A 12485-nucleotide genomic window follows, 5' to 3' on the forward strand; every position below is an offset into this window, starting at 1 on the left:
CAACCTGCGTTCAGGGAGTCCGTTTCAATATCGATTATCAATTGTTTTCACTGTCAGCCACATAAAATTCTACCTAGAGGGCCTCCAATTTTAATAATTCTTCACGTATTCTTTCCAGTTTACGCTTCGATTTAGATTTCATATCTTCATTTTCATCTTGCAACGCTTCAAAAAGAACAGCTAGTTCATAATTGAGTTCTAGACGAAGGACGGCAAGTCTTTGTTTATCCAAGCTCTTTTTCCGATATGCATTCATTACTTGTTTCATGGAAAAACACCCCTTCCGAAATTGATATGACTAAAATTCACTTTCGGGAACTACTTGTTATATAGTATGTTGCCGAGAGAATGCCGGTAACAAAATTGTGTGTTCACCTATATACTGTTTAAGTCCCGGGAGATGATCGACAGCACAATGTGAAAAAACACTTAAATTATAATGATTGCTTTTGTTTTTTTGTACCCGTTTATCAACTTTTGTAAACTTATCGCTTTTTCAATCGGAGTGCTCACTGATTCATTTTAATTGTGTTATCTGTTTCTTCGGCTTTCATTTTTTGGATCGTTTTGTATGATGAATATCCACTTGATTCTTCAAACTCATTGCAATACTTTTTCTCATCTGCTTTACTAGGTACAATTTCCTTAAATCTCCGATACGCTTCCATTAATTCTGTTTTAACAATTCCTTTTTCGTATGCTTTTTCTATAGCTTGAAAAAACTTAACTACGTCAATAACTTCGTCAGTGGTCCAATCTTGGGAAAAAGGGTACTGATACTCCATTTTACTCCTCACCTCAAATCCATTATTTCCGTCGTGGTTTTTATTATTTGTTCACGACAGCACCGATATACCTAAATGTATTCTCATACTATTCATCATTTTTTTCAATCTTGATGGCGAATAACTAGAAAATGCTAGGAAAAGAAAATCATAGATGATATAATTTTTGTGTTTTTAATTTATATTTTAATAACTCATTAAGATCAATCATGTGCATACAAAAGGAAGTGGAGATCATTGTCTCAACAAGAAACGCCGTTATTTACAGGCTTGGTTCAGCACGTGAAAAAAAAGCCAATTCAATTCCATATACCCGGCCATAAAGGCGGAGCAGGAATTGACCCTGAATTCGGCAAATTCATCGGTGAAAATGCTTTATCTATTGATTTAATTAATATTGCGCCTTTAGACGATTTACACCATCCTAAAGGGATGATTAAAAAAGCGCAGCAATTGGCTGCCTTAGCATTTGGAGCCGACCACACTTTTTTTTCAGTTCAAGGGACTAGCGGTGCTATTATGACAATGGTCATGTCAGTCTGTGGACCTGGCGATAAAATCATTGTTCCAAGGAATGTTCATAAATCAGTCATGGCTGCAATTGTCTTTTCTGGAGCAGTACCCGTTTTTATCCATCCAGACATCGATCCTATACTGGGTATTTCCCATGGCATTACAACTGAAGCTGTAGAAAAAGCACTTCATATGCATCCTGATGCTAAAGGGGTGCTCGTCATCAACCCGACTTATTTTGGGATCACGGCAGACTTGAAAAAGATTGTAGAGATTGTCCATTCATATAATCTCCCAGTACTTGTTGACGAGGCTCATGGCGTCCATATTCATTTTCATGAAAGCTTGCCAATGTCAGCTATGGAAGCTGGGGCCGACATGTCCGCTACAAGCGTGCACAAGCTCGGTGGATCATTAACCCAAAGCTCCATCTTAAACATCCGTGAAGGTCTAATTTCGCCCCAGCGTGTACAATCTATCTTAAGCATGCTAACGACAACTTCAACATCTTATTTATTGTTAGCGTCGCTTGATGCTGCAAGAAAGCGACTAGCAACGGAAGGAAGGGATCTAATTGATGAATCTATTAACCTTGCCAATTCCATCCGAAGCAGGGTTAATAGCATCCCTCATCTATCTTGTACAGGTCACGAGATATTGCAGTCAAAGGCGGTATACGGATACGATCCTACCAAATTAATTATTTCAGTTAAAGATCTAGGGATAAATGGCTATGAAGCAGAAAAATGGCTTCGCGAAGTATATCAAATCGAAGTTGAACTATCTGATTTATATAATATTTTATGTATTATCACGCCTGGTGACACGGAGTTTGAAGGAAATATGCTTATTGAAGCCCTGAAAGAATTATCACGACAGTATGGCAAATCAAATGAAGAAAATATAAATAGTGTTGTCTTTCTTCCGGAGATACCGCTTCTTGCCATGACACCTAGAGATGCATTTTATTCTGATACTGAGATTGTTCCATTTGAAGATTCCGCAGGCAGAATCAGTGCAGAGTTTATAATGGTTTATCCACCCGGAATTCCTATTTTCATTCCAGGGGAAATTATAACAGAAGAAAATTTACGCTATATCCGAAAGAATATTGATGTCGGATTGCCCGTTCAAGGGCCTGAAGATGAAACTTTGAAAACCCTGAAAGTCATTAAAGAACATAAGGCTATAAAATAAAGAGCATCTGACCAGATGCTCTTTTCAGACTGTAAAAAACTCGAAAAAGCGAGTTTATATTAGTTAGATCTGGTTTTCCGAGGCTTACCGCTCGCTTTCCGCGGGGCGAGCGCCGAGCCGCTTCGTCGCTACGCTCCTGCAGGGTCTCGGCTGTCTCGCAGATCCCGCAGGAGTCGAGCGGACGCTTCTCCAAACCAACACGGCTTATCGTTGGTTTTTAGGTTTCGGTTATCATACAGAAATGCCTCATTTCACTACCTTCGGGAAAAATGCTTTATAAATTAGATTTGAAAAAATTGAACGAAGCTTCGCAGACTCAAGAGAGCTGCATGGGCTTCGCTACTACCAGTTACGGGAATTGAAGAATGCAAGTGAACAGATTCTCCTCACTTCAGACTGTCAAAATATAAAAAAAGATTGCAGCACACTTAGAGGTTAGAAAAAGTGTGTTGCAATACTTATGTTGGTACGCATCCTTGTTGATTGGAGCGGAGGGCACTCGACTCCTGCGGGATCTAGAGGTCACGGGAGACCCCGCAGGCGCCAAAGCGCCGAGGAGGCTCTCGGACCTCCCCGCGGAAAGCGAGTGCCCGGAGCGGAAATCAAAGAGACTATCAATTAATGAAAAATTGCCAAGAAATATACTCTTTATCGACAATCTGTAAAGAGCATCTGACCAGATGCTCTTTTTTCAGTAAATAGCTCATTCATCAATCATTTTTTGGCGTTTCTATTAAACTAGGATCTAAAGTTTCATACCCTTTATCTCTTAAGCCTGTTACAATTTCCTCCAAGCCAGCGTTTGTCCATTCTCGATCATGCATGAGTAAATTTGCTCCATCACGTAAAAATTCAGTATTAATCATAATATCAGCAATAGCATCTTTCGTCATATACTGCTTTTCCCAATCGTAGCCGTAAGTCCAGTTCATTACGAGCATATTTTCCTCAGATGCAATTTGCCTGCTTATATCTGTATTTGCTCCAAATGGTGCCCGAAAGAATTTCGGCTTTTCACCTGTAATTTCTTCTATCTTGTTACTCACCGAAAGAATTTCTTCACGTTGTTTTTCAGGAGTTAATGTTGTTAAATCGGAATGAGAATATGTATGATTACCGATTTCAAAGCCAAGCTCGTAAATGTCTTTTAAAACTTGCTCTTTTTCAGGCGTATTTATGAAATGGCCATTAACAAAAAATATGGCCGGGGCATCTAGTTTCTTTAATGTCTGGGCCATTTCTAGCGCATATTTATCAGGTGCATCATCGATTGTAAGTAAGACAACCTTTGGATTTGTTTTTCCAATAGGTTCAAGCGCGTAATTATTCTCATTCATTTTATATTCAGGAGCTGTTGTCACTTGTTCCTCTTCAACATCCGCTGTATCTTGTTCCAGCGCTTCCTTTTCTTTATCTTTTGTTGTATTTTCCTCTATTGCTTTATTTTCCTCTGTTTCTACATTTTCTTTTTCTTCATTCATTTTATTCGATGCTGTTTGGCTGCTACATGCTGATAATATTAATATTGCAGCTAACATGGTCATTAGCTTTTTCATTCTGTTCTCCTCTCTCAAACTGATACTTTATTTTTCTTATAATATACCCTTGTCCGAAATTATTAATCTCTCCATTCAAAATAATAGGTTATATATAAAATATTTTAAAGAATAATGCTATCTGTCATCACATAAGAAAGCAGTAGATGAAGCATTCCATATGTTGAAAGGCTCATAATTGTAATCCACAGGGTGAGTTTATTTGATTTTACTATCATTCTCGCAAGCAAAAAGGCAAGATAAAAAAACACCACGAACAAAATGATTTTTGAAAAAAAGTGATCTTTTCCAGATAGCCATTGAGCCATCGTAAATCCACTCCAAATGATTAACTGCAGCAGGAGGGCGACATATTTCTTCATCAGCACGGTATCACCATCATTTCCGTTTAATAATACCATTACTGATAATATGCACCTCCCACTACATTTTAAACCAATTAATGTCTCCTATATATTGCATAAATATTACATTTCTATAAAAAGAAATGAAAAATAATACCCTTTCCTATTTGCTGGAAAGGGTATTTTAGTAAAATTATTTTACAATATGGATAGGTGTTCCTAATGCAACTTCAGCTGCTTCCATCGTAATTTCTCCTAATGTTGGATGTGCATGTATAGTCATGGCAATATCTTCAACAGTCATGCCTGCTTCAATTGCTAGTCCAAGCTCTGAAATCATATCAGATGCGTTAGCTCCTGCAATTTGCGCTCCAATCACTAAGCCGTCTTCCTTACGAGTCACTAACTTAACGAATCCATCCGTATTGTTTAGTGAAAGCGCGCGTCCGTTAGCTGCAAATGGGAATTTAGCCGCATCAATATCAAGTCCTTCATCCTTTGCTTGCTTCTCAGTATAACCAACAGTAGCAAGTTCAGGCTCAGAGAATACGACAGCTGGAATTCCAAGATAGTCTATTTCAGATGGCTGGCCCGAAATAACTTCAGCCGCAATCTTTCCTTCATAAGAAGCTTTATGAGCTAATGGAGGTCCAGGTACGATATCGCCGATGGCAAAAATATTCGTTACATTTGTTCGGCATTGTTTATCAATTTCAATGACGCCACGATCCGTCATTTTAACGCCAATTTGTTCTAGGCCAAGTTCATCAGTGTTCGGTTTCCGTCCAACTGTAACAAGGACATAATCCGCTTCAACTGTTTTTTCTTCACCTTTTGCTTCAAATTTAACTGTAACGCCGTTCTCGGTTTCTTCAACGCCTTTAGCCATAGCTTTTGTAACAATTTCAACTTTTTTCTTTTTCAAGTTACGCTTCACTAGAGCAGTCATTTGTTTTTCAAAACCGCTAAGAATATCGTCTGCACCTTCAAGAATCGTTACTTCTGACCCGAGGTTTGCATACGCAGTACCTAACTCCGTACCAACATAGCCTCCACCGATCACAACAAGCTTTCCAGGAATTTCATCCAAGTTCAATGCTCCTGTAGAATCAAGAACTCGTTTAGAGTATTTGAAGGTTGGAAGTTCAATCGGACGAGATCCAGTAGCAATAATAGCATTTTTGAATGTATACGTCTGCGATGAATTTTCATCCATAACCTTAAGGCTGTTTTCATCTACAAAGTAAGCCTCACCTTGAACGATATCTACTTTGTTACCTTTTAACAAGCCTTCTACTCCGCCTGTTAACTTTTTAACAACTCCCGCTTTCCATTCCTGGACTTTAGAGAAGTCAACTGTTACTTTTTCCGCTTTAATTCCAACATCTTCTGAATTCAAAGCTGTTTCATAACGATGTGATGCAGCAATTAGAGCTTTTGAAGGGATACATCCAACATTTAGACAAACTCCTCCTAGGCTTCCTTTCTCAACGATCGTTACTTTTTGGCCAAGCTGGGCAGCGCGGATAGCTGCTACATATCCGCCTGGGCCCGCACCGATGACAATTGTATCTGTTTCGATTGGGAAATCTCCTACTACCATTGTTTTACGCCTCCATTAATAAAAGTTCAGGGTCATTCAATAGTCGCTTAATTTGGTTTAGCGCCATTTGGGCACTTGCACCGTCAATCGCACGGTGATCAAAGCTCAATGACAATGCTAACACAGGAGCAGCTACAATTTCACCATTTTTCACTACAGGTTTTTCAGCGATACGACCCACGCCTAAAATCGCAACTTCAGGATGGTTAATGACCGGAGTAAACCATTGTCCGCCTGCTGAACCGATATTTGAAATTGTGCATGAAGCACCTTTCATTTCGTTTGGTGCAAGCTTGCCATCGCGTGCTTTAGCTCCAAGCTCATTAATTTCTTGTGAAATCGCAAATACAGATTTTGTATCCGCACGTTTGACAACAGGTACTAATAAGCCTTTTTCCGTATCTGCAGCAATTCCGATATTGTAATAATGCTTTTGAATGATTTCATCAGTTGCATCATCAATTGAAGTATTGAGAATAGGGAACTCACGCATAGCACTCACAAGTGCCTTCACAATATATGGAAGGAATGTCAGCTTAATATTTTTTTCTGCTGCTACTTCTTTGAACTTTTTCCGGTGTGCAACAAGCGCGGACACTTCCACTTCATCCATAAGCGTTACGTGTGGTGCAGTATGTTTAGAATTTACCATTGCTTTAGCAATTGCTTTACGGATACCACTCATTTTCTCGCGAGTTTCTGGATATTCGCCCTCTGGGATTACTGGTGCTGCTGCGGCTTTAGTTTCTTCCGCTTGTGCAGCAGGTGCCGTTTGTACTTGTTCAGCTGCTTCCGCTGTCTTTTGACCGCCGCTTAAGAATGCATCAATATCTTCTTTAAGGACCCGTCCATTTTTACCTGTACCGGATACACTTCGAATATTCACGCCTTTTTCACGAGAATATTTTCTTACGGAAGGCATGGCTACGATTAGTTTATTAGGATCAACTTCTGCTTCTTCAACTGCTGGCTGTGCTCCAGCACCTGTGCTTCCAGCTTGATCATCCTGCTTCGCTTCTTCTTTTTGAATTTCTTGACCTGCTTCTGCCGTTGACTGAACATTTGCTTCTGTTTCCGCATCTGCCCCATCATCTTCGGACTGTAAGTGTTCGTATCCTGGTGCGTCAAATGTGATCAGTACATCACCAACGGTAGCAGTTGTTCCCTCTTCGACATGGATTTTTTCAACTGTACCCGCTACTGGAGACGGCAGTTCAACAACAGCTTTGTCGTTTTGTACTTCGCAAAGCGTGTCGTCTTCTTCTATTTTGTCACCTGGTTTAATAAACCATTTGACGATGTCACCTTCATGGATTCCTTCACCTATATCAGGCATTTTAAATTGAAATGACAATTCATTCTACCTCCTGTATGACAATTTTCATTGCTTTTATCATGTTGTATTAAAATTCAAGAACTTTCTTTGCTGTTTCCATAATATCTTTGTGGTTAGGAAGCCATACTGGCTCTGCTTGGGCAAATGGATAAACTGTATCCGGAGCAGTTACTCGCAATACTGGTGCTTCTAAGCTAAGAATTGCACGGTCGTTAATTTCAGCTACAACATTCGCTGCAACGCCCGCTTGCTTTTGTGCTTCCTGTACTACAATTGCACGATTTGTTTTTTCAATAGATGCAATGATTGTTTCAATGTCTATCGGACTAACTGTTCGCAGGTCGATAACCTCTACAGAATGACCTTCTTTTTCTAGTTCCTCAGCAGCTTTGATTGACTCATGAACCATCGCTCCATAAGTAACAATCGTCAAATCGTTACCCTCACGTTTAACATCAGCTTTTCCAAGAGGAATTGTATACTCCTCTTCAGGTACTTCCTGACGGAATGAGCGGTATAATTTCATATGCTCGAGAAAAATAACAGGGTCATTGTCCCGAATAGCAGATATCAATAATCCCTTTGCATCGTAAGGAGTTGATGGAATAACAACCTTTAAACCTGGTTGTTGTGCCATTAGTCCCTCTAAACTATCAGCATGCATTTCAGGTGTAAATACCCCACCACCAAATGGTGAACGAATTGTAATTGGAGTGTTCATTGTATTGCCTGTTCGGTATCTCCAGCGTGCAGCTTGTCCGCTAATAGAGTCGATTACCTCATACACAAATCCAAAAAACTGAATCTCTGGAACCGAACGGAACCCTTGAGTACTTAACCCAACGGCAAGACCGCCGATTGCTGATTCCGCAAGTGGAGTATCAAAAACACGTTCTTCTCCAAACTCTTTTTGCAATCCCTCTGTTGCGCGGAAAACCCCGCCATTTACCCCTACGTCCTCACCGAAAACAAGAACATTTTCATCATTGCGCAATTCCGTACGAAGCGCATCAGTGATAGCTTGAATCATAGTCATTTGCGCCATGGCTTACTTCGACTCCTTCTCTTTATAAATTTCATATTGTTCTTCCAAATTAACTGGAAGTTTTTCGAACATATTCGAAATTAAATCAGTTACTTTTTGTTTTGGCGTTGCATCAGCTTCTTTAATTGCTTTTTGAATATCTTCTTTCGCTTGTTCAATTACAGCATTTTCTTTGTCTTCGTTCCAAATCCCTTTACCTTCTAGGTACGTACGGAATCGAACTAATGGATCTTTCTTTTCCCATTCATTATCTTCATCTGATGTACGATAGCGAGTTGGATCATCTCCAGCCATTGTATGTGGACCATAACGGTAGCACATTGTTTCAATCAATGTTGGACCTCCGCCATTAATTGCACGTTCACGAGCTTCTTTAACAACTGCATATACCGCAAGTGGATCCATACCATCGACAAGAACTCCCGGAATTCCAGCAGATACGGCTTTTTGTGCGATCGTTGCACCAGCAGTTTGGAGTTCACGAGGTGTTGAGATAGCAAACTGGTTATTTTGAACAATAAAAATAGCTGGCGCTCCAAATGCTCCGGCAAAGTTAATTCCTTCGTAGAAATCCCCTTGTGAAGATCCACCGTCGCCTGTATATGTAATAGCGACCGCTTTTTTATCGCGCTTTTTAAATCCAAGTGCAACCCCTGTTGCTTGAATAATTTGAGCCCCAATAATGATTTGCGGCGGTGTGATATTTACCCCTTCTGGTATTTGCATTCCCTTGAAGTGTCCGCGAGACCACAAGAACGCTTGATAAAGTGGCAAACCATGCCAAACAATTTGAGGAACGTCTCTGTATCCCGGAAGAACAAAGTCTTCTTCTTCAAGTGCAAAGTGAGAAGCAATTTGAGAAGCTTCCTGGCCTGCAGTTGGTGCATAGAAACCTAAACGGCCTTGGCGATTAAGAGAGATGCTGCGTTGGTCAAGAATTCTTGTATATACCATGCGACGCATCAATTCTTCTAGTTGCTCATCTGACAACTCAGGAACAGAAGCGCCATTAACAATTTCCCCTTTTTCATTCAAAACTTGAACCATTGTAAATTGGTTTTCAATATTTTCGAGCGTTTTAACCGCGTCGAATTGTGCCTTCTTTGTTTTAGAAGCCATTGAAGCCACCTATCCTTTCTATTTCCTATTATTTGATGACGGACATATATAGATTGCCCTTTAATTCCAGGACTATAGATGTTCCGGTTTTCACATTAATATAGGTTTTCCACATTTTCCATTAAGAAAAACAGAAAAACTTTCCTATTCCGAAAAAAAAACTGTACTAATCTTTTTACAAAAAAATATAATACAATGTTTTTCACACTTTAGAGTACATGAAAACAGTGTACTCGTCAATGAATTTGCTTTGATAGTCGAAATACGTTTGATATATTCGATTGTTAATTCAATACTGTACTAACTAAACGGCCAACTCTGTTTTATAAACAAAATAATTTATTTATCTGTTATACATTAGATTTAGTTTTAAAAAATAAAAAACAGAAAACAGCATAATTTGCCGTTTTCTGTTTTTTACGTTTGTTGCCGTCGTTTTTGATCTTCAGCTTGATTTTTCTATATTAATCCCAGCATTTTTATAAAATTTTATTTTAGCCTCATTCAACTTTTCAGTTTGCTCATTAAACTGGCTATTTAATTCAAATACACTTTCATAAGCTTGATTGGCTTTTTCAATTTGGTCAGTTAAATCTTCCATTTTCAAATTCTTATCTTTTATCAATTGATAAATTTTTCTGTCCTCAGATAATCCAGACAAATATGCTGAATATAATTGTTCATGGGTTTTATAACGATTATTCATTAATTGTTGCATTTCTTCAGCTTGCTTTTTTAATTCGTTATCTTTAATTTTATTAATTTCTTCAGTAGCTTTGTTTAATTCTTCTTTTGACGCATCAAGTGATTCTTTTTCCTTTTTCATAAATTCTTCTCTTTTGTCTAGATTTACTAAAGCTTCATCAGCAAGCTTTGTAATTTGATCGAACTCTTTCATCCCTAAAGCCATAATTTTATCAAACAAGGATTTCTCTGCTGCTTCTAGCTCTGCTAGCGGCTCTTGCTGTTTATCAAAATTTTCTTCTTTTACAGCAGTTGCTTCCACAGTCTCGTATATACTCTCCTCTGGAGATGCACAACCTGATATAATGAAAGAAAATACGAAAACCATAACGAAAATATGTAATTTATTCATCGAATTCCTCCTAACTCTTTCCAATCATACTATACCGAGATATGATGTTTTTGACAACAAGCAAGTTTATAAAGATTTTTTGAAATAATATTTATTTATACCGCTTTTACTTTCAATTTGATACACTAATTTTTATATATTCGTACATATAGGAGTGATAAATATGATTCTGATGAAAGACATCGTCCGTGAAGGCCACCCAGTATTAAGGGAGGTGGCACAAGAAGTACAAATGCCTCCTTTACAAGATGATATAAACACCTTAAAAAGAATGCAGGAATACTTAATTAACAGTCAAGATGCCGAAATAAGCGAAAAATACGGATTGCGGCCTGGAGTTGGGCTCGCAGCGCCGCAAATTAATATTTCGAAAAGAATGTTTGCTATTCGCCTTAAGGATGACCAAGGAAATAAATTTCACTACTCATTAATTAATCCAAAAATCATCAGTCATTCAGTAGAAAAATCGTACTTAACTACGGGAGAAGGGTGCTTGTCCGTTGACCGGAATGTTCCTGGATATGTACTTCGTCATGCTAGGATTACTATAAAAGCATTTGACATAGATGCCGGAGAGGTAAAACTTCGCTTACGCGGTCTCCCTGCAATTGCATTTCAGCATGAGCTAGATCATTTAAATGGAGTGATGTTCTATGATCATATTGATAAGGACAATCCATTTAAGCTTCCCGAAAACGCTATTCCAGTGGAAAGATAAAAATCCGGGTCTTCCCGGATTTTTATCTTTTACTTCACTGATTAATCGTTTCAAAGGTATCTGATAATAGGCCAACCGCTTTTAATCCATTCACTATCCCGTCATTCTCAACATTGGTTGTTACATAATCCGCATACATTTTAACCGCCTTAAGTGCATTTCCCATCGCCACACCTGTACCGACAGTCTTAAGCATCTCAATATCATTCAATCCGTCTCCAAATGCATAAACATCTTTCATATTGAAGCCTAGACGTGCAATTAATTTTTTAATCCCTTCAGCTTTGGAGCCACCCTTTGGAACAACATCTAGCGCATCCTCATGCCACCTTATAAAAGTGAAATCGTCCTCGAATGCTTCTAAATATTCATCTTCTCCTTCTTTTGCAAACAACAAAGTCTGATAAATTTCGGTCTTTTCATAAAACATTGGGTCATGTTCTGGATGAACCATTTTCAAGCTTTCGAGACTTTCTTTTATGCGGTGATCATATTTAACATTCGACTTTAAAGTTGATTCGTTCATATAAACTAGATGGTGATTATGGATCGATGCTTCTTTTGCTAGCTTTTTTAGATTAATTGAACATAAAGGGTTTGTATAGACAACCTCGTTTCCAAATACAACATATTGTCCATTAAAGGATACGTATGATTCCATATTTAGCTCTTGAAGTAATTTCGTGACCATAAAGGGAGCACGGCCAGTTGCGATTGCAGTATAGATTCCGTTCTTTTGCAATGTTTTGATTGCCTCTTTAGTTGAAACAGGGAGATTTTTATCATCGTCTAGCAATGTTCCATCAATATCAAAAAAAACAATTTTCTTCATTTTTTCTCTCCTAACGTTAATTTCAATGAGTAAATATGGTAACATTCGCTTTTCCAGCTATTGTCCATGATAGATACTATGAACAAAGCATATAATAAAAACAAAAAAGATGCACAAAAAGCAGACTTCTACGGCTAAGTTGCTTTTACTTTAGTCAAGTATCGGTTAAAATAGAGTATAAGGAGTGATCCACAATGTTAAAGAAGCTACGTAAAAAGCTCTTAAAACAGTGGAAAGATTTGCTTAGAAAAAAAACAATTGCGTAAGAATCAATTGCTTTCCTTCAGGCCCCTCTGTTTTATTCGGAGGGCTTATTCTTTATTAATTGAAATAGCCTGCCA

Annotated in this window: 12 protein-coding genes and 1 pseudogene; 3 read left to right on the forward strand and 10 right to left on the reverse strand. The window is 38.4% G+C overall.

Going from position 1 to position 12485, the window contains the following annotated elements; translation table 11 throughout:
* Positions 1 to 73: 73 nt before the first annotated feature.
* Both KHA88_RS07535 and KHA88_RS07540 read right to left on the reverse strand, forming a co-directional pair.
* Complete coding sequence (locus KHA88_RS07535; protein WP_213096503.1) at positions 74 to 268, reverse strand: hypothetical protein; 195 nt, start codon at positions 266 to 268, stop codon at positions 74 to 76.
* A 241-nt stretch (positions 269 to 509) separates the two neighbouring features.
* On the reverse strand, positions 510 to 785 hold the full coding sequence (locus KHA88_RS07540; RefSeq protein WP_213096502.1) for a UPF0223 family protein: 276 nt from the start codon (positions 783 to 785) through the stop codon (positions 510 to 512).
* Between the two features lie 237 nt (positions 786 to 1022).
* On the opposite strand from KHA88_RS07540, the gene KHA88_RS07545 reads away from it, so the two are divergent.
* Both KHA88_RS07545 and KHA88_RS20950 read left to right on the forward strand, forming a co-directional pair.
* The gene (locus tag KHA88_RS07545) at positions 1023 to 2495 is read left to right on the forward strand and encodes an aminotransferase class I/II-fold pyridoxal phosphate-dependent enzyme (protein ID WP_213107239.1); all 1473 of its coding nucleotides are present in this window, start codon (positions 1023 to 1025) and stop codon (positions 2493 to 2495) included.
* Between the two features lie 187 nt (positions 2496 to 2682).
* Positions 2683 to 2766 (forward strand): annotated as a pseudogene (locus KHA88_RS20950) (transposase); the annotation flags it as partial.
* Positions 2767 to 3205: 439 nt separating this feature from the next.
* On the opposite strand, the gene KHA88_RS07555 reads toward KHA88_RS20950, so the two are convergent.
* The 7 genes from KHA88_RS07555 to KHA88_RS07585 all read right to left on the reverse strand — a co-directional run bounded on the left by KHA88_RS07555 (position 3206) and on the right by KHA88_RS07585 (position 10594).
* Positions 3206 to 4051 carry a polysaccharide deacetylase family protein gene (locus KHA88_RS07555; protein ID WP_213096500.1) on the reverse strand — a complete coding sequence of 282 codons (846 nt, stop codon included), beginning with the start codon at positions 4049 to 4051 and terminating at the stop codon, positions 3206 to 3208.
* A 104-nt stretch (positions 4052 to 4155) separates the two neighbouring features.
* Positions 4156 to 4452, reverse strand: coding sequence for a hypothetical protein (locus KHA88_RS07560; protein ID WP_249305879.1), 297 nt, complete (start codon positions 4450 to 4452; stop codon positions 4156 to 4158).
* Between the two features lie 136 nt (positions 4453 to 4588).
* Complete coding sequence (gene lpdA, locus KHA88_RS07565; RefSeq protein WP_213096499.1) at positions 4589 to 5998, reverse strand: dihydrolipoyl dehydrogenase; 1410 nt, start codon at positions 5996 to 5998, stop codon at positions 4589 to 4591.
* Between the two features lie 4 nt (positions 5999 to 6002).
* The gene (locus tag KHA88_RS07570) at positions 6003 to 7352 is read right to left on the reverse strand and encodes a dihydrolipoamide acetyltransferase family protein (protein ID WP_213096498.1); all 1350 of its coding nucleotides are present in this window, start codon (positions 7350 to 7352) and stop codon (positions 6003 to 6005) included.
* Positions 7353 to 7401: 49 nt separating this feature from the next.
* On the reverse strand, positions 7402 to 8379 hold the full coding sequence (locus KHA88_RS07575) for an alpha-ketoacid dehydrogenase subunit beta (RefSeq protein ID WP_213096497.1): 978 nt from the start codon (positions 8377 to 8379) through the stop codon (positions 7402 to 7404).
* Between the two features lie 3 nt (positions 8380 to 8382).
* Positions 8383 to 9498: a pyruvate dehydrogenase (acetyl-transferring) E1 component subunit alpha gene (gene pdhA, locus KHA88_RS07580; protein WP_213096496.1), complete on the reverse strand. Its 1116-nt coding sequence runs from the start codon at positions 9496 to 9498 to the stop codon at positions 8383 to 8385.
* Between the two features lie 445 nt (positions 9499 to 9943).
* The gene (locus KHA88_RS07585; RefSeq protein WP_213096495.1) at positions 9944 to 10594 is read right to left on the reverse strand and encodes a YkyA family protein; all 651 of its coding nucleotides are present in this window, start codon (positions 10592 to 10594) and stop codon (positions 9944 to 9946) included.
* Positions 10595 to 10757: 163 nt separating this feature from the next.
* On the opposite strand from KHA88_RS07585, the gene def reads away from it, so the two are divergent.
* Positions 10758 to 11312, forward strand: coding sequence for a peptide deformylase (gene def / locus KHA88_RS07590; RefSeq protein ID WP_213096494.1), 555 nt, complete (start codon positions 10758 to 10760; stop codon positions 11310 to 11312).
* 34 nt (positions 11313 to 11346) lie between these two features.
* Here the strand turns inward: def and KHA88_RS07595 are convergent, their stop codons facing one another.
* The gene (locus KHA88_RS07595) at positions 11347 to 12144 is read right to left on the reverse strand and encodes a Cof-type HAD-IIB family hydrolase (RefSeq protein ID WP_213096493.1); all 798 of its coding nucleotides are present in this window, start codon (positions 12142 to 12144) and stop codon (positions 11347 to 11349) included.
* Positions 12145 to 12485 lie beyond the last annotated feature (341 nt).

This window comes from Lederbergia citrea, assembly GCF_018343525.1.
Classification (GTDB): Bacteria; Bacillota; Bacilli; order Bacillales; family Bacillaceae_C; genus Lederbergia; species Lederbergia citrea.

What these genes read in the sequence shown, in the direction of transcription:
- KHA88_RS07535 (WP_213096503.1), bottom strand. Translation starts at nt 268, where the DNA reads ATGAAACAAGTAATGAATGCATATCGGAAAAAGAGCTTGGATAAACAA.
- KHA88_RS07540 (WP_213096502.1), bottom strand. Translation starts at nt 785, where the DNA reads ATGGAGTATCAGTACCCTTTTTCCCAAGATTGGACCACTGACGAAGTT.
- KHA88_RS07555 (WP_213096500.1), bottom strand. Translation starts at nt 4,051, where the DNA reads ATGAAAAAGCTAATGACCATGTTAGCTGCAATATTAATATTATCAGCA.
- KHA88_RS07560 (WP_249305879.1), bottom strand. Translation starts at nt 4,452, where the DNA reads ATGGTATTATTAAACGGAAATGATGGTGATACCGTGCTGATGAAGAAA.
- lpdA (WP_213096499.1), bottom strand. Translation starts at nt 5,998, where the DNA reads ATGGTAGTAGGAGATTTCCCAATCGAAACAGATACAATTGTCATCGGT.
- KHA88_RS07575 (WP_213096497.1), bottom strand. Translation starts at nt 8,379, where the DNA reads ATGGCGCAAATGACTATGATTCAAGCTATCACTGATGCGCTTCGTACG.
- pdhA (WP_213096496.1), bottom strand. Translation starts at nt 9,498, where the DNA reads ATGGCTTCTAAAACAAAGAAGGCACAATTCGACGCGGTTAAAACGCTC.
- KHA88_RS07585 (WP_213096495.1), bottom strand. Translation starts at nt 10,594, where the DNA reads ATGAATAAATTACATATTTTCGTTATGGTTTTCGTATTTTCTTTCATT.
- def (WP_213096494.1), top strand. Translation starts at nt 10,758, where the DNA reads ATGATTCTGATGAAAGACATCGTCCGTGAAGGCCACCCAGTATTAAGG.
- KHA88_RS07595 (WP_213096493.1), bottom strand. Translation starts at nt 12,144, where the DNA reads ATGAAGAAAATTGTTTTTTTTGATATTGATGGAACATTGCTAGACGAT.